The following is a 22,587-nucleotide window of genomic DNA, read 5'->3' on the forward strand; positions in this document are numbered from 1 at the left end:
GCGTGGATTCGGTCGGCCCGACCAGCGTGGATTCGGTCGGCCCGACCAGCGTGGATTCGGTCGGCCCGACCAGCGTGGACACGGCCGCCCTCACTTCGGTGGAGCAGGCGCGACTCTCCGTCCCGCGATGGGTCTACTCCGAGGTGCCGCTGTCGCGGTAGCCGCAGGTGGGACCGCTGAGCAGGTAGCCAAGGCAGAGGCAATCCTTGCTGAGGCACGCCGAGCACTGTTCGAGATGCTGGCGGAAAAGCCGGCCGATGTAGAGCCGGCCGATGTAGAGCCGACTGACGCAGAAGCTACAGCCGCAGAATCTACCGACACACTGCCGGCAGAGTGATCACGGCGCTCAGGCGCCGACGGTGACTTCCTCGCTGTTCATGCCGGAAACGTGGCCGTCGGCGCCCTCTCGCCAGTACCCGACAACATTGTGCTTGTCGCGAGCAATTCCTCGAACTTCCCTCAGATGCTTACGAATACGGCGGCTGGTTGCGCTTTCGCACGCCACCCACGCGTAGACGTCGGCGGTTTCGGATTCGGGAAACTCGACCTTCTCCACAGCTTCGAAGAGCGCGCTCGGCGCCTTTCCGAGGCCACTCCCCACGAGCCACGTGTACGTGACATCGCCGCGAGTGACAAGTTCCTGTCGATCCTCTTCGGTTTCGACCTCGATGATCGCTTGTGCGACATCGCCTTCACGAAGTTCTTCGACAATCCTGCCCAGTCCGGGGAGACCGGTGGCGTCTGCGACCAGCAGCTGCCAGCGAGGACCCGCCGGAGCTTGGTAATGGGAACGCGAACTGTCCGACCAGAATACGCCGAGTAGGTGACCTGGTTCGGCCCGCAGGGCCCAATCCGCTGCAATACCGCCAGGGTGCACGACGAAGTCGATGTCCAGACGTCGGCCGCCGTCGTGCACCTTGCGCACGGTGTAGTGCCGCCACGGTGGCTCGGTTCCGAGGTCGGCCTTGCCGTAGTCGGGATTGTTGAAGTAGTCGTATTCTGCTTCTGTTTCACCGGGTTTCGGGAACGCGAGGTCGATGCGCTCGTCGCCCTGTCCGCCGGTCGGCCAATGCCAGTCGCCCTCTGCCTCGATGCTGATTCGCCGCATGTGCGGGGTCAGGGACGTGACGGTGACGACGCGGGCGGGTTCGCAGAAAGACATGCCTCGACCCTATTGGTCCGGCGTGTCGAAGTGGAGACAGATGCTGTCGCAAGACGGACATCGAGCGCAGCTGAAAAGGCCAGCGTATGCCCCGGGGCATGATACTTCCCCGGGACACACGCTGGCCATTTCAGTTATGTCGGTTCAAGCCGCAGTCGGTGGACTGTTCCCGCCGATCGGATGCTGGAACGGGTCGATCGACATCGGCGGATAGAACACTGTTTTCCGATCCGGGCCGATCTCCACCCGCCATTCCGTGTGGTGCATCGTCCGATGATGATGGCCACACAACAAGATCAGATTGTCGAGATCCGTTGGACCACCATCACTCCAGTGCACAATATGATGAGCATCGCACCACCCCGATGGTGTCCCGCACCCCGGAAATGCACACCCACCATCGCGCACCGCCAACGCCCGCCTTTGCGGAACCGTCGCCGTTCTCACTTCCTTGCCGCACTCGAGCGGAACACCGTTCTCATCCAACAAGATTCGCGTGACCGTGCAGTCGCAGGCCAACATCCGGGCGGTATCGATGCTGATCGGGCCCACCCAATCTGCCCACGCGAACCCCAACTCTTCTGTCGACGGCAACAAGTCCTTCAAAGCCTGCATATCGGTCATGTCCTTCGCCGATGCGGTCACAGTGATGTGCGGTTTCACGCCGCCTTCGATCGGACCCAACCCCGCCCGCTCGTACCGGCGCAGCAGTTCGCAGAACCCGTCCGCCCGCCGTAGTGCCGGAGTACGAGTGTCTTTGACGCCGTCTTTCTCCGGCGTCGGCGCCGACAGGCTCGACAGCAACGTGATCAGACGGGCACCGTTTACGGCATCCAAATCGCCTTTCACGGTGACTCTGCCGTACAAGCCTTTCGAGGCGTAGAACTCGTTTCGTTCGGAATCCTCGCCCACCGGAACCCCGTCTTCACGCTTGCCGTACTGCTTCTCGATCCGCCGGATCGCCGCCCGCACCGCATCACAATCCGCAATATTCTTCGACGCCAACCCCAACAAGATTCCGCGGGCCTTGTCCACATCCGCTGGCGTCATGTTCTTCGGCGGATGCTGACAAAACGACGCCACCTGCCGGGCCTTCAACGCATCAACCTCCCCGCGGTGAAATGCATCCGCGACAACAGGTTCGAGCAACAGTAACCGCGCCAAGCTGACCAGCAGACTGCACTCACCGATCTCCAAATTCGTCGAACCATGCAACCACTGCGCGATCGCCCGAAAACCCTTCCCGACCACAGTCTCCCGGGAAAACATCTCCACGATCAGCAACACCATCCGCGACTGCAACTCGTGCCGGACGCGCACCAGATCCAGAACCTCACTCTCGAGATCCTCACCATCCAGCTGCCACGCTTCCCGACTGTCCATACCGAGAGTTTAATCGAACATACTTTCGAAATCCAGGGACATAACGGACAACTTCAATAACACTCATCTCTCGAGAATCGTTGAAATGCAAAGCTATTCGAGTGTCCCCTTCATCAGGGGCCGCGTGTTCCCCTTCTGGAAGGGCGGGAGTCGACATGGTCGACCGAATGGCGGATCCGGTAGGTGCGCGGGGTCTCACCTACTCGGTCGGAGGGTAGATCCGTTGAAGACGTTGACCTGTCTTGTGTCTGCCTGGCGCCAATCAGGTTGGCCGACGATATCGGGTATGTCCCGCCCGTTTGTCGGTTGGCCACGTCAGATCGAACCCAACTCCCGCGCACGGGCGACGGCCGACGTCCTCGACTTCACCCCCAACTTGCCGAAGATGTGGACCAGATGCGATTTGACCGTGGTCTCGCTGAGGAACAGTTCTTTACCTATCTCTCGGTTGGACCGACCCGCCGCAACCAGCTTCAGCACTTCGATTTCCCTTGGACTGAGGCTGGTTTCGGGCTTACGCACCCGAGTCATGAGCTTCGACGCGATGGCGGGGGAGAGAACGCTGTCCCCGCTCGCAGCGGCGCGAACGGCTGACAGCAACTCGACCGGTGGAGTGTCCTTGAGCAGGTATCCGCTGGCTCCGGCTTCGACAGCGCTCAAGATATCTGCATCCGTGTCGTAGTTGGTCACGACGAGTACGTGCGGCGGATTCGGCAGCGCGCACACCGCGCGGGTGGCGTCGACACCCGTCTTCCCGGGGCCGAATCGCAGGTCCATGAGCACGAGGTCGACCGGCGTGGTCGCGCAGAAGGCTATGGCTTCCTCGGCGGTGCCTGCTTCGCCGACTACCTCGATGTCGGCTTCGCTTTCGAGCAGCGCTCGTAGCCCGGCGCGCACGATCGCGTGATCGTCGGCGAGCAGCAGGCGGATCACTGTTCACCGGTTTCGAGGGGAAACGTCACTGCGACGGCCGTGTGTCCCGGCTCGGACTCGATGGAGAAAGTTCCGCCCTGCAGTTCGACGCGTCGACGGATTGCGTTGAGACCAAAAGATTCCGCCGGCCCACGTTCGAGAACTGCCACGTCGAAGCCGCGACCGTTGTCAACCACGTCGAGGCTGACGGTGTCGTCGGAATAGGTCAGTGTCACAGCCATTCTGGTTGCATCCGCATGGCGGAGAACATTGGACACCGCACCCTGAGCGATGCGTACCAAGGTTGCTTCGAGGGGCATCGGCAGCCGGACTGCCTCGCCTTCGACCACGGAGCGAGCTTCCAGTTCCGGGCTGCTCGCGCGTTCGCAGATTCGACGAAGCGCGTCGGCGAGTGACTGACCGTCCAGAGCTGCCGGCGTCAATTCGGCTATGAGTTGGCGGGTTTCGGCAAGACTGTCTGCGGCGGTTTCCCGTGCGAGGCTGATCTGTCGGATGGCCGGGCTGCCCGGATCAGCGCGCTCGGCAGCGTGAAGGAGCATCTGGATGCTCGAAAGTCCTTGGGCCACAGTGTCGTGAATCTCGGCCGCGAGCCTTTCGCGTTCTGCGAACTTTCCCGCATCGCGGGACGTCGACGCCAATTCTTCACGGGTATTCATCAATTCGTCGATGAGACGTCCGCGCTCAGCTGCCTCGCGGTACAGCGCTTGATATCCGAGGCCGATTGCCACGGCTACGGCGGCGCCGATGATCGGACCGACGGCGCCGGCAATCGTCCATCCACGATGCAGGCCGGTGCCGATCACGGCGACAGCCGTTGCCGCGGTGACCACCAGCAGGCTCCAGGGGCGGCGCAGAAGATGGAGATAGAGGAAGAAGAGCCCGAACGCGAGGTAGGCGGCGTCGGCGGAGACCGCCATCGTCGCGATCCAGACGAGTGTCAGCACGGCCAGCCACCAGCGGGCAGCGTTGCCGCGCAGCCTTTTGGCGACCCCGAACAGATAGACGGCAACAAAGATCACGGCCAACGCGGTGATTGTTGCGGTCAGGTCGGATTCGTCGATCAGCGCTCGGAGAAACACCACACCGGCCAGCGCCATGACAAGGACATGCAGGCCCAGTTGTAGGCCGGCGAAGACAGGCGTGAGCGGAGATCGGTGCATCTCGCCCAGCTTAGCGAGGTTCGGGCCTGGTTCATCCATCAAAAGTTGTAAACCGGGATGGTTCTTTCGAGCGCTGGAATGTCGATCCGAGGTGCGATGGAAAGAGTCTGCATCCGCGGGAGCGTAGAGGCAAGCACAGGAAAGGATTTCACAGTGTTTGTCGCAATGAGGGACTTACGGGCAGCGCGAGGTCGATTCGCGTTGATCTCCGTGGTGGTTCTGTTGGTTGCACTTCTGGTCAGTTTTCTCAGTGGATTGACTGCGGGACTTCGCCATCAGAACGTATCGGCCATCGAGGCCATGAACGCCGACACGGTGGTGTTTGCCGACACCGGAGCAGGGGCGTCGTTCGACGAGTCGGCGCTGACGCAGGACCAGGTCAACGCCTGGACCTCCACATCGAAGGACGTCGATCCCATCGGAATCGGCCGCGGGAAAGCAGGATTGGCCGGCGGAAATCAGAAGTCGGTCGCCCTGTTCGGTGCTGATGGCGGTTTCGGGGACGTGACGCCGTCGGCACCAGGCACGGTGGTGTTGAGCGAAGGTGCCGCCCGCGATCTGACGGCGAGCGCCGGCGATCAGGTGAGCGTCGGTACGCAGCAGTTCACCGTCAGCGCCGTTCGCGGTGACGACTGGTACAGCCATTCACCCGTCGTCTGGATGACGCTTGACGACTGGCAGGCGGCCAATCCGCGCGGCGGAGTCGCGACGGTACTGGCTGTCAGCGGAGCCTCTGACGCTTCCGCAACCGACAAGTCGGCCGCGACGACGTCGACGACGGTCAGCGGTTCGCTCGACGCGATCGGTTCGTACAAGTCGGAGAACGGGTCGTTGACGTTGATGACGCTCATGTTGTTCGCGATCTCGGCCCTGGTGATCGGTGCGTTCTTCACGGTGTGGACGATCCAGCGAACCCCGGACATCGCGACGCTGAAAGCACTCGGTGCGACTACCGGTTCTCTGGTGCGCGACGCATTGGGTCAGGCACTCATCGTGCTGATCGCCGGAGTCACCGTCGGGATCGGGCTGACGGCCGTGGCCGGTTCGCTGATCGGTGACGCCATGCCGTTTGTCCTGGACGCATCTACGACCGTCGTACCTGCCGTGGCATTGATCGGACTCGGTCTGCTCGGCGCGGCCTTTGCACTTCGATTCCTCTCGACCACCGATCCACTCACAGCATTGGGGAGCGCACGATGACCATGACTACCGGCACCACGGTTCTCGACATCCAGAACGTCGACCTGACGTTTCCCGACGGGCAGTCGCGGGTGACGGCGCTGGACGACGTTTCCCTGCGGCTGCACCGCGGCGAGATCGCCGCGATCACCGGGCCCTCGGGTTCGGGTAAGTCCAGCCTGTTGGCGGTGGCGTCGACCCTGATCCGTCCGGATTCCGGTCATGTCTACCTCCGGACGCCGGAGGGCAGCACCGACATCGCGGCGCTGAGCCGGCGGGCGGCGTCGGAACTGCGACGCTCGTCGATCGGGATCGTCTTCCAGCAGTCCAACCTGGTGTCGTCGTTGACGGCACTGGAGCAGCTCGAGGTGATGGCGCATCTGGGGCAGTCCGTGTTCACGTCGCGGGCCCGTCGCAAGGCCGCGAAATCAAAAGCGATGGATTTGCTGGACGCTGTCGGGCTGGCGGATCAGAGCGGAAAACGGCCGTCCCAGCTGTCGGGCGGGCAGCGGCAGCGGGTCAATCTCGCGCGGGCATTGATGAACGATCCGCAGCTTCTGGTGGTCGACGAACCCACCAGCGCGCTCGATCAGGAGCGCGGTTCTGCCGTCATGGATCTGATCATCGGAGTGGTGCGGGAACACGAGGCGGCAACCCTTCTCGTGACACACGACCGAAGTCACCTGTCTCGGATGGATACTGTCTATCGTGTTGTTGACGGTTCCTTGGCGGAGGATCGGGAGGCGCTCGCGGCGTGACTCAGGTGGGCACGATTCGGGCATTCGTCACTGCATCCGGGCGGGAAGTCAACCCGCGATTTGCTGGGCAGTTAGACTGTTGTCGACTCGGGCAACTTGAGAGGACGTGTTATGGAACGCCGCCGCAACGTTGCGCAGCCGCCACGATCGCCGATTGCGGATCTGGAGCAGATGCCTGCCCTGATTCTCCTCGACAGGCTTCCGGTGCCGGTCATGGCCGTTCACCGCGACGGCAGCATCGTTTTTGCCAATCCGTCCTTCGCTGACATGCTGGGATACCCCAAGAAGGCCGTCTCGGCGTTGCGTTTGCAGGACATTCTTTACGACAAGGATGCCGACGACGTCAGTGCCGAGCAGGCCCATCGTGAACTGAGTTCCGAACCGGGCTCGGTCAAGGAGTTCGTGCACTCGGACAGCACATTGGTGCGGGCGACGGTCAGTCAGTCGCTGCTTCGCCGGGACGACGACACGATCACCCTTGCCGTCCTCCACGATCTGACGGAGCGCCTGTGGAACAACCCACGGCACATCGACGACAAGCCCACCAAGTAGTTCGAGTTACTTCCTGGATTTGACGGTTCGGTCCAGGCCGAGGGTTGCAGCAAGGGTGTTGACCACCCATTCTTCGTACTGTTGGCCGGTCCAACCCGCGCCGACCACGAGGTCTGTGTAGGTCTCGGGGCTGAGCAGCGTGAGTGCCACGTTCACTGCTGTTTCGAGGTCGACCGTCGGTGCTTTTTCGACAATGCCGACCATCAGATGTTCCTGCACCGTGCGTCGCTGCGTGCGGTTGATTTGCCACAAACGGGCGGCGTCGTCGTCCGCGGAAGCGGCGGCCCGCAGTGCCAACAGGATGTCCGCGGTGCGCTCGAGGATGAGTCGTCCGTGGTGAACCTGAATCCGGAGTTGCCCGAGGGGATGTGGGGCGCCGAGTGCGGCCGCCACCCACGGCCGGTCCAGAGTTGCCGTCTTTTCCTCGTCGCCTGCCACGGCAACGTCGAGCAGTGCTGACAGCACGCTCGGCTTGTTGCCGAACACGAAATAGACACTCTGCACCGACACGCCCGCCGCCGCAGCAAGCTGTTTGATCGTGGCGGCTGCGTAGCCGGGATCGACAAAAACCTCGCGCGCTGCCTCGATGATCTTGCGCCGCGCCGACGTGTCTTCCCGAAGAACCTCAGTCATGATTAGAGTTTAACTCTAGAGTCGAACTCTAGCGACTCGGGAGGCGAAAAAATGACGAAGGTTCTTGTACTCGGTGGCTACGGCGCCGTCGGGATTTCCCTGATGAGACGACTCGCGGAGGTCCCCGAAATCTCCGCGTTCTCCGCCGGGCGCGATCCTGGCCGCGCTGACGTCGTCGTTGATCTTAAAGAACCAGGCGCGTATTCGGCTGTGGTTCGAGACTTCGATGTCGTGGTGAATGCGTCGGGTTTCGAGGACGTGCGCCTGGCCGAAGAAGCGGTAGGTAGTGGGGCGGCATTTGTCGACATCACGGCGACCTCGAGCTACTGCGAAGAATTGGAAGGGGTCGACGGACCCGTTCTGATCGGCGTCGGCTTGGCACCGGGGTTGACCAGTGTCCTGGCAGCAGCGGCGCACCGACTCGGCGACGGACCCGTGGACATCGTGATCGGCCTCGGCGGCGGAGAACTACACGGGCCGGCCGCGACAGCCTGGACCTACGGGATGTTGGGCACCAGGTTTCCAGACCCCGACGGTCGATCGATCCGGAACTACACCGGGATGAAGACGTTTCGAATGCCGGCCGACGCGACCGGGTACCGCACCGGTCCTGCTGTGCGGGCGGATTTTTCGGACCAGCATGCCTTGACGCGCGACCTCGGCGTGCCGGTCAGGACGTACCTGCGATTGGACACGTCCGCTGCGACGCTCGGGCTCACCGCAATGACGTGGGCACCCGCGCTCCAGAAGGTAGTACCGAAGAAGCTGTGGGGCTCGGATCGTTGGATCGCTATGGCCGGAACGGACACCGGTCCGGCGCTCTGGGTTTCGGGACGGAGCCAGTCGGCCGCGACGGCAACCATCGCCGCACGAGCCGTGCAGGTGCTTCGCGAGGCGTCGATCTCGAAGCCGACGTGGTTCCACTCGGTGGAGACCGCCGAGTCGTTGCAAGCGGCGGTTCCCGAACTGTCAGTGCGGCAATGGGATGGTGCGAGCCGGACGTCCGGCAAGACTGTCTACTAGTCGGGACGAGCCGGGAAACGGCAATCCGGCGGCCGCATTGGTGAGACAACCGGGAATGACGACGCGGACGACATGCAGGCCGGCGCGGAGAACATCAGGTGTGGTGAGATCGACGCATGCCGGCCTGAAACCGGCTGCAGTCAGCGCGCTTTCGGTGTCCGTGTGTGAAGTCAGAAAGTCGAGTTCCACCTCGCCGAGGACGGCATCTGCCAGCTCACTCTCGAATCGTGTTTGGATCTCCGGGTCAAGGTGGAGCTGCAAGTGACACCCGTAATCCATGACGTCGGCAAAGTCCGATCGGTAGGCCTCCGCATAGCTCCGTCTGCGCGTCTTCGTGGCAAGCGGTACCCATGGTCGAGTATCCGGTCAGTCGGTCGCAAGCCAGGGCGCCCAGGACGGGGATCCCGAAATCACTCTCGAATGAAAGCCACCTGGTCGAGAGGGCGTCGTGATTGCCCAGTCGAAGAAGCGCCTCGGGCATGCCCGTGACGATCCGAACGCCGCGTCTTCCAGTCCAGGAGAGCGTCATCGCGTCGCGCTCGACTATCTCGCGCAATGCATTCCGTATCGCGAATTCCGTCGTGGGCCCGGCGGCGAGACCCGCCTGAGCCACTGGCGAGATCACGGGCCCGGTCCGGGCGACATAGTGAGGATACGAACACCAGACGAGTTCGGCCGGTACCCAGATATCGGAACCCCCGATCAGGTCGACTCCGCGAGTCCAGTCGATCTCGAGATTCTCAGTTGGTTCGACAAACGGGAACGCTGGCCGCGCGCCTATCGCAGCTGCAGTGGGCCGAGCACGGTTGCCGAGGTCGAAACAGTATCCGGCGCTGGCCGAGTCACTGGACCGGGGTGAAAAGCGTGCCGAGTCGCAGACATACGAGTAAAAAGCTTGAACTCGGGCGGAAAGTGCTGGGGAACAACGGCGTCGACCAGCTCTCGAACGATCCCGGTCCGGCGGTCCACGAGCGAAGACGTCATGCGAGGGGGACCGGCAGGTGCAGACAGGTGCCCGTGTACGCGATGCGGCACTATCGCACGATGCACGTGGATGCCGGTGTGCTGGTTCAGAATCTCTACCGCGTGACCGAGGCGATGGGTCTTGTGGGCTGGGCCTCCCGTCATGGCTTTTGCACTCGGGCGGCGCAGCCAGGAGTCGGCAGTTCAGGCGAGGATGCGCGCCTTCTGCGTCTCGAACTCGGCCTCCGTCAACACGCCGGCGTTCTTGAGTTCGCCGAGCTTGGTGAGCTGTTCGAGCTTTGCGTCCATCGACGCTGTCGGAGCTGCCTGCGGCGGCAGGGGTGGTAGATCGGGAATCGGTGGCACCGGCTGGGCCTGTGCTGCGCGGGCCTGGTCTTCGGCGGCCCAACGCGTCCGCTGACGGCGCTGAACATTGCCGTGAATGGAGCTTGCGACGGCTACCCGGCCGGCTCGCCTCAAGAAACTCATGCGTCCTTCTCCGTAGTGTCCGGTGCGGTGTTGTCCAGAGCAGCAGCCAGTTCGTCCAAGGTCAGATGACCATCAGTGACAACCTTTGCGCCGCTGCGGGTCCAAGCGTCGATGACCGGCAGTATGGCCAGTTCCTCGTAGACGAGCACGGCGGCAACACTTCCGGCGGCCAACTCGTCACCAACGGCGGTGATGTCTGCGGCGTCGAGCAGTCCGGAGGCAGCGCCGTCGAACTGCGCCAAGTCGAAATCTGCAAGCTCGAAGGTCGACGCTGGTACTACGGCCACCGATCCGTCGGCGGCTTTGGTGACGAACTCGAGGTCGAGGATGCGGATCACGCCGGTGTCGACGAGAGTGAGCAGCTGTTCGAATCCTGCCGAAGTCGGTGCACCGCCCGGAAACTCGACGGCTACGTATTCGATCGGGCCGAATTGGTCTTGGTTGGACATCGGTTACTTCTTGCCCTTCGTGGGTTTCGGTTCTTCCAGAGCAGGTACTTCGTTGGGCATGCGGCCGGCGGGAATGATGGCGAGCAGGGAGAGTCCGGCGAGAACGAGTAGCGATGTCCGCAGCGCACGCAGGCGGGCTTCGGTGTTGATCCGGATGGCTTCGTCGATCTGTGCCTGAGTTGCCGACGTGTTTTCGAGCGTCACGACGAGTTGATCGTTGGGGACGAAGTTGACCTGGTCGAGGTTGATCCCGGACTCGACCTTGAGTGACGCCGGGATGGTGGGGTTGTCGATCAGCTGCGAGCTGACCAGGGAACCGAGGATTCCGACGGCGAACACGCTGGCCACCGCGATGCCGACACTGCCGGACATGTTGTGTACCAGTCCTCGCCAGGCGCCGACGTCACCGGCGAGTTCCTTGGGGGCTGCGGTGAGAAGGGTGTTGAACACCAATGCGACGATGGCACCCTGTCCGAGTCCGAGAGTGATCAGGCCGATGACAACAAAGATCTGATGCCAATCGCCGCGAATGGTGAAGGCCAACAGGATGAGTCCAGCGGCCACGACGACAAACCCGGCTCGTGCGATCAGACGCGGGGAGTACGTCTTGTACAGGCGCGCGACGACGGTGCTCGCGATGAAGATCGAGAGTGTGTACGGGATGATCGAGAACGACGTCTGCAAGCTGCTGCGGCCCTGGATGATCTGCATGTACAGCGGGATGAGGAAGTTGGCCGCAGTTCCCACGAACATCATCGTGGCCATGCAGATCGTGGTGGCGCGCTCGGCGCCGGTCTTGAGAACGTCGAGGTTGAAGAGCTGAGGCTTGTTTTGCGCCTTACGGTTTCGCGTCCACTGGAAGAAGCCCTGCGCGCAGATGGCGCCGAGGACGATCAGGATGGCCGCGGGTGAAACACCGATGACCGAGAACGGCGCAGCGTCGGTGGCGAGGATGACGCCCCACGAGTTCAGGCCGCTGAAACCGAAGCTGAGCAGGATGACGGCAACGGCAGCAATGGCGGCGCCGGCCCAGTCGATGGTGATGTCCTTCTGCGGGGGAACAGGTTTGACCCGAAAGCTCAGGATCAGGTTGACCACCGCGAGAGCCACGACAAGGGCGAAGGAGTAACGCCACCCGATCGTCGTCGCAAAGGAACCGGCGATCAGGAGTGCCAGCACTCCGGCCGCGGGGATTGCTGCTGCCAGGTAACCGATGGCCTTTGCCTGCTGATCGCCGCTGAAGTTGGTTGCGATGAAAACGGTCAGCGCAGGAGCGATGAGAGCGATCACAGCGCCGGATGCAGCTTGCGCGACGAACAGCATGGCCGGACTCTGGCTCAGAGCGACCGCGGCCATCGCGAGGCCGTGAATCGCGACGGCAATCTGGAAGACCAAACGCGTTCCGTAGCGGGCGCCGATCTTGGCTCCCAGCAGAATGAAGGCCGCCATGGCGAAGGTGCCTGCGGTGATCGCGGTGCCGACACTTGTTGCGGGCGTGTCGAGATCGGTGGTGATGCCGGCCATCGAGACGGTCAGAGCATTGACGGCGAACGACGCCTGAATCTGGGTGAGGACTACCACGACGAGTGGTAGCCAGGAGGCGGTGCTCACGGCGGCCGATGTGGCGGCCGCGCCAGGCTTTACGGACATGATGGGTCACGCCTTCCTCGACACTGCGTGTACTCGCGACGTGCCCGGATCAGCCACGCACGGTTACATTAGCCGGAATTGTGCTGAATGGTCGCCTGCGGGCGGTTGGTTTCTTCGCGGTAGACCACCATCTCCCGTTGCAGGGCGCGTCGGAAGCGTGGTTGGTCGGCCAGGAGTACCGCCAGGACGGTCAGCAACAGCCAGGTCGCCGCCGCGCTCGCGAGGAGCAAGAGGACCGGAATCCACGGCCCGCCCATCTGCTCGAGCAGCGTCGTCTTGGCCCAGACTCGCCAGTAGAGCATCAGATTGACGATCAGTCCGACACCGTACGAGATGACAAAAGACAGCAAGAACTGCTTCCACGTGCCGTCGTGGCGCCGCGCTGTCATCGGTTCGGCCCGCAGCGGCAGGCTCACCGACATCACGTTGGCGACCCCCAACCAGAGCAGGATCATGGTCAGCACCTGGCCGCAGGCTTTGACCAGATCGGTACTGCTTCCGGAGCGCCACGCGAGGATAACGCTGAGCAGGAACCCGGCGCTGCCGACGAGGAGCACCATCACCGCGTTCTTCGCGACGAGCACGTGCCAGAGCCTCGTTCCAGCGGACAGCGCGGCACGGACCCGACCGGCGTCGAAGCTGAGCGCGTTGGTGCACACGACACTTCCGACGACTCCCGAGAGTGCGTACAGCGCCAGGTAGGGCAGTCGATCTTCCTTTTCATCCCACTGGAAGAGGCGGATGAATGCCAGGTACGCCAAGCCCATTCCGAGGCTCAGGCCCAGGCGAAAGGCGATCGACCGGGGCTTCCCGCCAACGACGTGCTTTGCTTCCTCGCGGATGCGCGAGGAGAGATCCTGCAGATGCCGGACGAATCGGTTGCCGGAGTTCAACGAGACGTAGCCGTGAATCGCAGCGGCGACGGCCGGGAGGCAACCTCGGTCAGATCCTCCACCGCTGTCACTCTTTACTCCACTCGGTTTAGGTTGGTTCATGACCACCAACTCGGAAAAGGCATATCTCCAGCGGTACCTGCAGGCAGCGCGCGACGCGCTCGTCTGGAAGCTCGACGGGCTGTCGGAGTATGACATTCGGCGTCCGATGACCCGGACGGGGACAAACCTGCTGGGTCTGGTCAAACACATGATCGGCGTCGAGCTCGGGTATTTCGGTCCGACGTTCGGCCGCCCGGTTCCCGATCTACCTGCGTGGTTGCGTTCGGAGGAACTCAACGTCGACATGTGGGCCCGCGCCGACGAGTCCAGCGCCGACATCGTCGAAACCTATCGCCGCACCTGGGCTTTCGCCGACGCCACGATCGAAGAGCACGATCTGGATTCGCCTGGCTTCGTGAAGCCGTGGCCGGAGGATCGGCGCGACGTCACGCTGCATCAGATACTCGTTCACGTCGTCGCCGAGATCCATCGGCACGCCGGTCACGCGGACATCGTGCGGGAATTGATCGACGGCGCCGCGGGGATGAAAGCGGGCGACAACAATCTGGCTCCCGGTGATCAGGCGTGGTGGGCCGAGTACACCGACCGTCTCGAGACGGCGGCACGCGAGGCCCACGACGCCTGAACTATTCGAATACTGCTGCCGCGCCGATCACCACGACAACGATCACGAAGTTGATCAGCAGCAGTGGCCAGACGAAGCGCAGGAACTTGTCGTAGCCCACCTTCGCCATGGCCAGCCCGCCGACAACGACGACGTTGGTCGGGGCGACCATCAGCATGAGGCCGTGGCCCATCTGGAAGGCGGTGATGACCAGTGCTCGACTGACTCCGGCGAAGTCGCCCAGCGGTGCGAGCAGCGGCATCGCCAGGGTGGCGTGACCGGAGCTGGACGGGATCAGGAACGCCAACGGGATGTTGACGAGCATCACGAGAATCGCGAAGGCTCCGGCCGAAGCACCGCTGACCAACTGCTCCATCGCATTGAGGATGGTGTCGAGGGTTTCGGTGTTCGTCATGATTACGGAGACGCCGCGGGCGAGCAGAATGACGATCGCCGGGCCGACCATGTCGCCGGCTCCACGCGTGATCAGGGAGACGATTTTCTTCTCGCCCATCTTCGCGACCACGCCGACGAGAACGGCGGCGAGGATGAACAGCATCGCCAATTGCGGGAACCACCAATTCAACTCGAACCAGTAGGGCTCGGTGGTGGTGACGTGGTACGCGTCGTACTCGGCCGGTCCGGTGGTGGCGCCGAAGATGCTCGACCACGGGATGACGGAGAAGATCATCAGTCCGAAGGTGAGTCCGGTGATGAGCAGTACCAGCTTCTGAGTTCCGGTGAGCTTGCCGTCTATGTCCACCGGCGCGGCCGGTTCTTCGTCTTCGTCGTCCCCGATGTCGAAACCGACAAGCGACTTGGCCGGATCCTTCTTCACCTTCGCGGCGTAGCGGAGAACGAACACCACTGCCACCGCGGTCAATACGATCCACAAGATCACGCGCAGCACGATGCCGTCACCGATGGAGACGCCTGCTTCACCGGAGGCGACGCCGATCGAGAACGGGTTGACCGTCGACGCCATGTTTCCGACCAGAGCGCCGAGGATGATCATGGTGGCCGCGACCATGCGGTCATAACCCAGTGCCGTCATCAGCGGTATGAGCAGGGCGTAGAAGCCGAACGTCTCGACCGAGAAGCCCATCGTCGAACCGAGCAGCGAGAACAGCACCATGATGACGGTGATGAGCAGCCAGCCCTTGTTGCTGAGCTTGGTAGCAAGTTGGGAGACAGCGGTTTCCAGGCTGCGGGTGGCGAAGCTGACCGAGATGAACGCACCGAGCGCCATGATGAAGAGGACAACGCCGACCGAACCGAAGAGTCGTCCGATGTTGTCGGTGTCGACAAACCCGGTGATCGAATCCTGCACGCCGTACAGGCCGTTCACGGGGGAGAGGATCAGTTGCTGGATTCGTTCCCAGAACGAGAGCGGAGACGTGACTGTTTCGAAGCTGCCGGGAACGGGTGAGCCGTCCACGTCGACGCCGAAGCGTCCGGCCGGAATGAACAGTGCCGCAATCCAGACCAGAATGGTGACGATCGCGAGCATCGTGACCGCACCGGGGAACTCGAACTTCTTCTTGGCCGGCGTTTGCGCGGATCCCGTGTCGGTCTCGGTGCTCATTTCTTCCCCTCGAAGGTGTGTGCGTACTCCTGGAAGAACAGTGCTTTGGCGACGACGGCCTTCTCGAGCTCGTCGAGCAGGACACGTTCGTTGGGGCCGTGGATGTTCGCGTAACCGTCGGTGGCGCCGAACAACAGCTTCTCTGCGGTGGGCACGGCGGTATCCAGAGCCATCACGAGGGGGATCGAGCCGCCGCCTGCCATCAGTCCGGCCGGCTCACCCCACGACTGCGAGAGTGCCGACAGCGCTGCGTCGAAGGCCGGTCCACCTTCGGCTGCCGCGAATCCGTCGCCGGTTTCTCCTGCGGTGACGGTCAGTTGCAAACCGAAGGGGCGCAAGGCTTCCAGGTGCCGTACCAGGGCGGCTTGTGCCTCCGCTGCCGGCTGACGCGGATGCACGCGCAGATTGATCACGGCGCGGGCTGTGCTGGCGACGGCGTTGACTGCACCGTCCACCGGGGGAGCGTCGATGCCGGTCACGGTGATTGCCGGGCCCGACCAGATGCGTTCGCCGATGCCGCCGGTTCCGAGAAGGGGGAGCCCGTCGCGGATCTCGGCGAGGGTGCGGAACTCTTCCTCGGTGTACGAACTACCGGTCCACGGTTCGCGCAGGAGGCCGTCGACTGCCACGTCCCCGTTGTCGTCGTGCAGCGACGCCAGTGCACGGATGAGCGCGAGGCGGGCGTCCGGTGCGGCGCCGCCGTAGAGGCCGTTGTGCTTGTCGGCGCCGAGGGTGGTGAGTTCGACGATCACCTGGGCGGATCCGCGTAGCGCGACGGTCAGGGTCGGTGATCCGGGGCGAACGCTGCCGACGTCGGCGATGACCATTGCGTCGGCCGCAAACAATTCGGGGGCTTCCGGCGGATAGTTGTCGAAGGGGCTGCCGAATTCTTCCTGGCCCTCGATGACGAGCTTGACCGTCACCGGCGGCTTTCCGTGGAAGACACGAAGTGCGCCGATCATGCCGATGACATTCGCCTTCGAATCTGCCGTACCGCGGCCGTAAATCGCGCCGTCACGCTTGGTCGGTTCGAAGGGCGGAGAATCCCAGAGTTCGACGTCGTCGGCGGGAACCACGTCGTAATGCGAATACATCAATACCGTCGGGGATCCGGCGGGACCGGGAACTGTTGCAATGATGACGGGCGCGGTTTTACCTGTTATTTCGAGTTTCTCTATCTTCGTGACTCCGGATTTTTCCAGTAGAGAAACGATCAGATCGTGAGCCTCGAAGAGGGGCTCGCTGGGGAAACCCTCGGTCGCTATCGACGGGATGCGAACAAGTTCGACTAGTTCCGACTCCAGAGTCGGCATCAAACCGGCAACTGTTTCCTTGATCGTGGAATAGGAGGGTGACGCGGATTCTTCCGGCACGGAACTGGCTCCTTCTGGGAAAGGCGAAAAACATTAGAGGCAGAGTCTTGCACCCGATATACGGGCTGTGAAAGGGCGACCCGAAAAAAGGCCGAAGTCGGACGTCGGGTCCGCGATTCTTGACATTGACGTCAACGTCAACCCACACTGTGACGGTGACCACCAGTGAAACGCAGGAGCGAGCGCGGACAGCCCGCAAGCTCGGGGACGGTCCACGCCGTGCCGGCCTGCTCGATACCGCGGCGCTCTGTTTCGGCGAACTCGGATACGACGCCGTGACGGTCGAGACGATCACGACCAGGGCCGATGTGTCCCGGGCGACCTTCTACGCGTACTTCTCGTCCAAGGACGAGGTCTTCCGCGCCGTCGCCGAAATGATGTGCCGACGCTTTCTCGATGCCCAGCACATGGAGGGGCCAGCGGCCGAGGATCTACGCGAAGTTCTCAGAACGACCACGTCGGCGTTCATCACGGCCGTGTACACCTATGGGGACCTGCTCGCGGTCATCGAGCACCGGGCGCGGGTCGATTCCGAGGTCGAGCGCAGTTGGTCGGCAGTTCTCGAAAAGCTCGTGAGCCGCTACGTGCGGTTCGTCGAACGTATTCGACAGGTTCACGACGTAGATCCCTGCGTTTCGCCCCCGGTGCTCGTGCAGATGATCTCGGACGCGCAGATGGCCGGTGGAGCACGATTGAGTAAGGCGAGTGCTGACGAGCAGAACCAGTTCATCGCAGATATGACGACGATGTCCGAGCGGTTGATCGGGTTCGCAGAGTCGAAATAGATTTCTTTTACGAATGGAGTGATCGGTGGCAGAACAAGACGTGCTCGAAGCGGCTCTGGCGGAAATCTCCGCGCTGCAACAAGCGCATTGGCCCGCCGGCATTCCCCGCGCCGTCGAGTATCCGCTCGAAGGCGGGGGACTTGTCGACTACTTGCGGCATTGGGCGGTAGAGCGGTCGGATACTCCCGCAATCGTCTTCTACGGCCGGGTCATCACGTATTCCGAATACGACGAGCTTTCGGATCGTTTTGCCGGATGGCTGCTTTCACTCGGCGTCAAACGTGGCGATCGCGTCGGCGTTCACCTGGTCAACTGCCCGCAGTTCCATATCGCGATGCTCGGCATTCTGAAGGTCGGTGCGGTTCACGTGCCGATCAATCCGCTCTTCCGTGAGCACGAATTGATTCACGAACTCAACGATGCTGGCGTCACGGTTCTTCTGACGCAGAACACTTTCTCGAAGTTGGTGAAGAAGGTTCGCTCACAGACTCCACTCGAACACGTCGCGAAGACCGCAGTATCGGACATGCTGACCGCGATCCCGACCGTCGAACTGCCCTTCGAGGTGGACGATCCGCGCCTGAGCGACTGGCAGTCGATCATCACCAGTGAGCGAGCGACTCCCGTTGCCACCGATCTCGATTCCCTTGCTGCTCTGAACTACACGGGCGGAACGACGGGAATGCCCAAGGGGTGTGAGCACACTCAGCGCCACATGGTCTATACCGCGGCCACGGCGACGCTTGCCGGTGGTGACCAGGTGGGCGCCAATCCGCCGGTGTCCCTGGTGTTTCTGCCGATCTTCTGGATCGCGGGTGAGGACTTCGGCATCCTGGTTCCGCTCGTCAACGGCGGCACGGTAGTACTGCTCAATCGTTGGGATGCGGAGACCACGCTCGACGCGGTCGAGACCTACGGCGTTACCTCGCTGGTCGGAACCGTCGACAATTACGTCGAACTGATGGACACACCAGGATTCGCGGAGCGGAATCTCTCGACACTCCAGAACGCCATGGCAGTCTCGTTTGTCCTCAAACTCGATCCGGCCACGCGCCAGCGGTGGCGCGAGGCTACCGGCGGTGTTCTGCGCGAAGCGAGCTACGGCATGACCGAAACCCACACCGCGGACACGATCACCCTCGGCTTCCAGGACGGTGACTACGACCTCAAAAGCGAGCCGGTGTTCTGCGGAATACCGGTACCCGGCACCGACGTTCTGATCGTCGATCACGACGGAAGGCCGGTTCCCGTCGGCGAGCACGGACAGATCATCGTGCGCAGTCCGTCGATCCTGACCGCGTACTACCGCAACGACGCTGCCACGGCCGACGCCATCCGTGACGGATGGTTGCAGACCGGTGACATCGGAAAGTTCAGTGAGCGTGGTGGTTTGCACTACCTGGCGCGGAACAAGGAAATGATCAAGACCAACGGTATGAGTGTCTTCCCGTCCGAGGTGGAAGCGCTGCTGATGCTGCACCCGGCGATCGAAAAGGCTGCGGTGGTACCGAAACCTGACCAGGACAAGGGGCAGGTGGCTTTTGCGTTTGTCCAGTTGGTCGAGGGTTCGGGTGTCACGGCCGACGAGATCGTCTTGTGGGCGAAGGAGAACATGGCCACGTACAAGGTGCCCGAAGTGGAAGTGCTCGAGGCCCTTCCGATGACTGCGACAGGAAAGGTGCGCAAGGGCGATCTGTTCGAGCGCACTCAGGGGGACAAGTGAGACTGCTGATTGCGAACCGCGGCGAAATTGCGCTGCGGATCATTCGAACTGCCCGTGAGCTCGGCATCGAGACGGTGTCGGTTTACGCCGAGGACGACGCGTCCAGTCCGCACGTCGCGGCGGCCACGGAGTCGGTACCGCTCGGAGCTTCGGGCGCTTCCGCCTATCTCGATCAGGGCGGCTTGCTGAAGATCGTGGCCGAAGCGGGCGCCACACACGTGCACCCCGGGTACGGATTCCTCAGTGAAAACGCTGAATTCGCGCAGGCGTGCGCCGACGCGGGCATCGTCTTCGTGGGCCCGGACGCCCAGGTTCTCCGGACTTTCGGAGACAAAGCCAGCGCCCGTACTGCGGCTGTCGACTCCGGCGTGCCGGTGCTGCCGTCGACATCGGCGGACGCCGACCTCGACGAGGTGCGCGAATTCTTCGAGCGCAATCCCCGCGGCATCATGATCAAGGCGCTCAGCGGCGGCGGTGGCCGCGGCATGCGCGCGGTCCGTGACCCGAAAGCACTCGACGATGCGTACCGTGTGTGTGCGGCCGAAGCCCAGTCGGGATTCGGCAGTTCGGCACTGTTCGCCGAGGTACTCAGTGAGCACGCTCGGCACATCGAAGTGCAGATCGTGGCGGCACCGGGGCGCGGCGGAACCCATTCGCTCGCTCTGGGTGACCGTGATTGCAGCGTCCAACGTCGGCATCAGAAGTTGATCGAGGTTGCGCCCGCCCAGGGGCTGTCGGGGGCCCTGCGCGAGCGTCTGCACGCTGCGGCCGCGAGGTTGTGTGCCGAGGTCGGCTACCGCGGAATCGCGACGGTCGAGTTCCTCGTCGAGGAACGCGGCTTCGTCTTTCTCGAAGTCAATCCGCGAATTCAGGTGGAGCACACGGTAACCGAGGAGGTCACCGGGGTAGATCTCGTCGCCGTGCAGCTCGCGATCGCGGACGGAGTTCCGTTCGAGGACCTGGACCTACCAACCGGCATCACCGCTGTCGAGAAGGACTCGGAGACAGTCGGATCCGTGGCAATCGCATCGGGAATCGCGATCCAGGCCCGCGTCAACATGGAAACCATGACGCCGGACGGCAATGCGTTGCCGTCGTCGGGCACCCTCGGCAACTTCACTCCTCCGGGCGGGCCCGGTGTGCGAGTGGACACCTTCGGCACTGTCGGGCTCTCGCCGAGTGCACGTTACGATTCGCTGCTGGCGAAGGTCATCTCCCACACGCGGCGATCGGATTTCCCTGCCGCGGTGCGTAAGTCGATTGCTGCTTTGAATGAGTTCACCATCGGCGGTGTAGCGACCAACATCGAGTTCCTGCAGGCAATTCTGTCCGACAAGGACTTCCGTGACGGCTTGGTCGACGTCGACTGGTTGGGTTCGCGGTTGGCGGACCTCGTTCCCGAAGCCGGCCCACAAACGCCTTCCTCGAGTGTGGACGTGGCACCGGACGAGGATGTGGTTCGTGCGCAGATGGCTGGCATCGTCGTCGAACTCGCCGCAGTCGGTGACGGCGTCCATGCGGGTGGCCAGGTTGCCGTCCTCGAAGCGATGAAGATGCAGCATGTTCTCGCGGCGCCCGGTGATCTCGAAGTGGTCCGGGTCCTGTCGTCACCGGGGAGATCAGTGAGTGCGGGGGAGCCGTTGCTCGTCGTCCGTAGTGCAAGCGCGGGATCGAAGCTCGCAGAGGTCGACGAGGTGGACCTCGACGACGTGCGTCCCGACCTCGCGGAGATCATCGCTCGCCACGAGGTGACCCTGGACGCGGCCCGGCCCACTGCAGTGGCCAAGCGTCACAAGTTGGGACGCCGGACTGCTCGCGAGAACGTCTACGACCTGGTCGACGACAACAGCCTGGTCGAGTACGGCGCTCTCGCGTTGGCGGCGCAGCGCAGTCGACGCAGCGAGGAAGACCTGATCGCCAACACTCCCGCTGACGGTTTGATCGGCGGAGTGGCGACCATCAGCGGCGGCGAGAGCGTCGTGATCTCGTACGACTACTCGGTGCTCGCCGGCACCCAGGGCATGCGTAATCACGCCAAGACCGACCGCCTGCTCGAGATCGCAGACCGCAAGCGAGTTCCGGTGGTGCTGTTCGCGGAAGGCGGCGGCGGTCGCCCGGGTGACACCGACGCGGGGGCGGGCGCGGGCCTCGAACTGGGAACCTTCCGTGCCATGGCGGAGCTGAGCGGACGGGTGCCCATGGTCGCTGTCGTGTCCGGTCGTTGTTTCGCGGGCAACGCGGCTCTGGCCGGCGCTTGCGACGTGCTGATCGCAACACCGGACGCCAATATCGGTATGGGTGGTCCGGCGATGGTCGAGGGCGGCGGGCTCGGAAACTTCCGCCCCGAGGACATCGGCCCCATCGACGTGCAGCGCCGCAACGGCGTCGTACACCTGGTGGCTCACGACGACGCTCATGCGGTGGCCCTGGCCAAGCAGTACCTCGGCTATTTCCAGGGTGCGAGCCCGGAGTGGTCGGCTCCGGATCCGCGGCTCTCCCGGCATGTGGTGCCGGAGAATCGCCTGCGCTCGTACGACGTTCGTGGAGCGATCGACGCAATCGCGGACGTCGACAGCGTCCTGGAACTGCGTCGAGATTACGGACGCGGTGTAGTCACTGCACTCGTTCGTGTCGAAGGAGTTCCGTACGGTGTGCTGGCCAACAGCAGTGAGCATCTCGGCGGAGCGATCGACGCGGAGGCGTCGGACAAGGCTTCGGATTTCCTGGAGCTCCTCGAAGCGCACCGCATCCCTCTGGTGACCCTATGCGACACACCGGGTTTCATGGTGGGCCCGGATTCGGAGGAGGAGGCGACGGTCCGAAGGTTCGGCAGGTTCTTCGTGGCCGGTGCTCGCCTCACCGTGCCGTTCGGAACGGTCATCCTGCGCAAGGGTTACGGGTTGGGCGCCATGGCGATGGCCGGTGGTTCCTTCCACGCGCCCGAGTTCACGGTGGCCTGGCCGACCGGTGAGATCGGGCCGATGGGTCTGGAAGGTGCCGTGCGTCTCGGTTTCCGCAAGGAACTCGAGTCCGTCGAAGATCCGGTGGCTCGAGAAACACTGTTCGGTCAGTTCGTCGAACTGGCCTATGCGCAGGGCAAAGCCCTGATGGCGGCCACCACTTTCGAGTTGGACGATGTCATCGACCCGGCCGACACCCGCGGATGGATCAGACAGCTCGGCAGAAACAGTTGAGATCCTGCTGATTCGAGCTGTTGCCGCACGTGG

At 63.0% G+C, this 22,587-nt stretch carries 21 protein-coding genes and 1 pseudogene; 9 read left to right on the plus strand and 13 right to left on the minus strand.

Annotation, left to right across the window (positions count from 1 at the left end; translation table 11 throughout):
* The first annotated feature begins 127 nt into the window (after positions 1–127).
* A complete protein-coding gene (locus QM716_RS19570; RefSeq protein WP_283305731.1) occupies positions 128–337 on the plus strand; it encodes a hypothetical protein in 210 nt (69 codons plus the stop codon).
* Between the two features lie 9 nt (positions 338–346).
* Here the strand turns inward: QM716_RS19570 and QM716_RS19575 are convergent, their stop codons facing one another.
* The 4 genes from QM716_RS19575 to QM716_RS19590 all read right to left on the minus strand — a co-directional run bounded on the left by QM716_RS19575 (position 347) and on the right by QM716_RS19590 (position 4,677).
* Positions 347–1,162 carry a siderophore-interacting protein gene (locus QM716_RS19575; protein WP_283305732.1) on the minus strand — a complete coding sequence of 272 codons (816 nt, stop codon included), beginning with the start codon at positions 1,160–1,162 and terminating at the stop codon, positions 347–349.
* A 144-nt stretch (positions 1,163–1,306) separates the two neighbouring features.
* Entirely contained in the window at positions 1,307–2,545 is a 1,239-nt protein-coding gene (locus QM716_RS19580) for an HNH endonuclease signature motif containing protein (RefSeq protein ID WP_283305733.1), read from the minus strand.
* Positions 2,546–2,860: 315 nt separating this feature from the next.
* The gene (locus QM716_RS19585) at positions 2,861–3,478 is read right to left on the minus strand and encodes a response regulator (protein WP_003943536.1); all 618 of its coding nucleotides are present in this window, start codon (positions 3,476–3,478) and stop codon (positions 2,861–2,863) included.
* Positions 3,475–4,677 (minus strand): sensor histidine kinase, encoded by a 1,203-nt coding sequence (locus QM716_RS19590; RefSeq protein ID WP_283305734.1) that lies wholly within the window; start codon positions 4,675–4,677, stop codon positions 3,475–3,477. The genes QM716_RS19585 and QM716_RS19590 overlap by 4 nt, the downstream gene beginning before the upstream one ends.
* A gap of 114 nt (positions 4,678–4,791) precedes the next feature.
* Between QM716_RS19590 and QM716_RS19595 the strand changes: the two genes are divergently transcribed.
* From QM716_RS19595 to QM716_RS19605, 3 genes are all read left to right on the plus strand, one after another.
* Positions 4,792–5,838: an ABC transporter permease gene (locus QM716_RS19595; RefSeq protein ID WP_283305735.1), complete on the plus strand. Its 1,047-nt coding sequence runs from the start codon at positions 4,792–4,794 to the stop codon at positions 5,836–5,838.
* Entirely contained in the window at positions 5,835–6,575 is a 741-nt protein-coding gene (locus QM716_RS19600) for an ABC transporter ATP-binding protein (RefSeq protein ID WP_283305736.1), read from the plus strand. Before QM716_RS19595 ends, QM716_RS19600 begins: the two co-directional genes overlap by 4 nt.
* A gap of 111 nt (positions 6,576–6,686) precedes the next feature.
* The gene (locus QM716_RS19605) at positions 6,687–7,127 is read left to right on the plus strand and encodes a PAS domain S-box protein (protein ID WP_230816116.1); all 441 of its coding nucleotides are present in this window, start codon (positions 6,687–6,689) and stop codon (positions 7,125–7,127) included.
* A 6-nt stretch (positions 7,128–7,133) separates the two neighbouring features.
* Here the strand turns inward: QM716_RS19605 and QM716_RS19610 are convergent, their stop codons facing one another.
* Positions 7,134–7,760: a TetR/AcrR family transcriptional regulator gene (locus QM716_RS19610; protein WP_283305739.1), complete on the minus strand. Its 627-nt coding sequence runs from the start codon at positions 7,758–7,760 to the stop codon at positions 7,134–7,136.
* A 51-nt stretch (positions 7,761–7,811) separates the two neighbouring features.
* Here QM716_RS19610 and QM716_RS19615 point away from each other — a divergent pair, with 51 nt between their 5' ends.
* Positions 7,812–8,783 (plus strand): saccharopine dehydrogenase family protein, encoded by a 972-nt coding sequence (locus tag QM716_RS19615; protein WP_283305740.1) that lies wholly within the window; start codon positions 7,812–7,814, stop codon positions 8,781–8,783.
* Here QM716_RS19615 and QM716_RS19620 read toward each other — a convergent pair.
* The 6 genes and pseudogenes from QM716_RS19620 to QM716_RS19645 form a co-directional block, all read right to left on the minus strand.
* A pseudogene (locus tag QM716_RS19620) lies at positions 8,730–9,083 on the minus strand (YcaO-like family protein); the annotation flags it as partial. The gene QM716_RS19615 and the pseudogene QM716_RS19620 sit on opposite strands and share 54 nt — an antisense overlap.
* Positions 9,028–9,954, minus strand: coding sequence for a YcaO-like family protein (locus QM716_RS19625; RefSeq protein ID WP_283305823.1), 927 nt, complete (start codon positions 9,952–9,954; stop codon positions 9,028–9,030). The gene QM716_RS19625 and the pseudogene QM716_RS19620, both read right to left, overlap by 56 nt.
* Positions 9,951–10,235: an SHOCT domain-containing protein gene (locus QM716_RS19630; protein WP_283305741.1), complete on the minus strand. Its 285-nt coding sequence runs from the start codon at positions 10,233–10,235 to the stop codon at positions 9,951–9,953. The genes QM716_RS19625 and QM716_RS19630 overlap by 4 nt, the downstream gene beginning before the upstream one ends.
* Positions 10,232–10,684 carry a DUF6325 family protein gene (locus QM716_RS19635; RefSeq protein ID WP_283305743.1) on the minus strand — a complete coding sequence of 151 codons (453 nt, stop codon included), beginning with the start codon at positions 10,682–10,684 and terminating at the stop codon, positions 10,232–10,234. The genes QM716_RS19630 and QM716_RS19635 overlap by 4 nt, the downstream gene beginning before the upstream one ends.
* Before the next feature lie 3 nt (positions 10,685–10,687).
* On the minus strand, positions 10,688–12,334 hold the full coding sequence (locus tag QM716_RS19640) for an MFS transporter (RefSeq protein ID WP_283305744.1): 1,647 nt from the start codon (positions 12,332–12,334) through the stop codon (positions 10,688–10,690).
* 68 nt (positions 12,335–12,402) lie between these two features.
* Positions 12,403–13,329: a hypothetical protein gene (locus QM716_RS19645; protein ID WP_283305745.1), complete on the minus strand. Its 927-nt coding sequence runs from the start codon at positions 13,327–13,329 to the stop codon at positions 12,403–12,405.
* On the opposite strand from QM716_RS19645, the gene QM716_RS19650 reads away from it, so the two are divergent.
* Complete coding sequence (locus QM716_RS19650; RefSeq protein WP_283305746.1) at positions 13,328–13,915, plus strand: DinB family protein; 588 nt, start codon at positions 13,328–13,330, stop codon at positions 13,913–13,915. The two genes, QM716_RS19645 and QM716_RS19650, sit on opposite strands and share 2 nt — an antisense overlap.
* A gap of 1 nt (position 13,916) precedes the next feature.
* Here QM716_RS19650 and QM716_RS19655 read toward each other — a convergent pair whose 3' ends face one another.
* A complete protein-coding gene (locus QM716_RS19655) occupies positions 13,917–15,479 on the minus strand; it encodes a YfcC family protein (protein ID WP_283305747.1) in 1,563 nt (520 codons plus the stop codon).
* Complete coding sequence (locus QM716_RS19660) at positions 15,476–16,852, minus strand: M20/M25/M40 family metallo-hydrolase (RefSeq protein WP_283305748.1); 1,377 nt, start codon at positions 16,850–16,852, stop codon at positions 15,476–15,478. The genes QM716_RS19655 and QM716_RS19660 overlap by 4 nt, the downstream gene beginning before the upstream one ends.
* 149 nt (positions 16,853–17,001) lie before the next feature.
* Between QM716_RS19660 and QM716_RS19665 the strand changes: the two genes are divergently transcribed.
* The 3 genes from QM716_RS19665 to QM716_RS19675 are packed head-to-tail and all read left to right on the plus strand — an operon-like array spanning position 17,002 to position 22,554.
* The gene (locus QM716_RS19665; RefSeq protein WP_283305750.1) at positions 17,002–17,637 is read left to right on the plus strand and encodes a TetR/AcrR family transcriptional regulator; all 636 of its coding nucleotides are present in this window, start codon (positions 17,002–17,004) and stop codon (positions 17,635–17,637) included.
* Between the two features lie 25 nt (positions 17,638–17,662).
* Positions 17,663–19,360: an AMP-binding protein gene (locus QM716_RS19670; RefSeq protein WP_283305751.1), complete on the plus strand. Its 1,698-nt coding sequence runs from the start codon at positions 17,663–17,665 to the stop codon at positions 19,358–19,360.
* Positions 19,357–22,554: an acetyl-CoA carboxylase family protein gene (locus tag QM716_RS19675; protein ID WP_283305752.1), complete on the plus strand. Its 3,198-nt coding sequence runs from the start codon at positions 19,357–19,359 to the stop codon at positions 22,552–22,554. The genes QM716_RS19670 and QM716_RS19675 overlap by 4 nt, the downstream gene beginning before the upstream one ends.
* Positions 22,555–22,587: the final 33 nt, after the last annotated feature.

The sequence above is a fragment of the Rhodococcus sp. IEGM 1409 genome (assembly GCF_030056735.1).
Taxonomy (GTDB): Bacteria; Actinomycetota; Actinomycetes; order Mycobacteriales; family Mycobacteriaceae; genus Rhodococcus_F.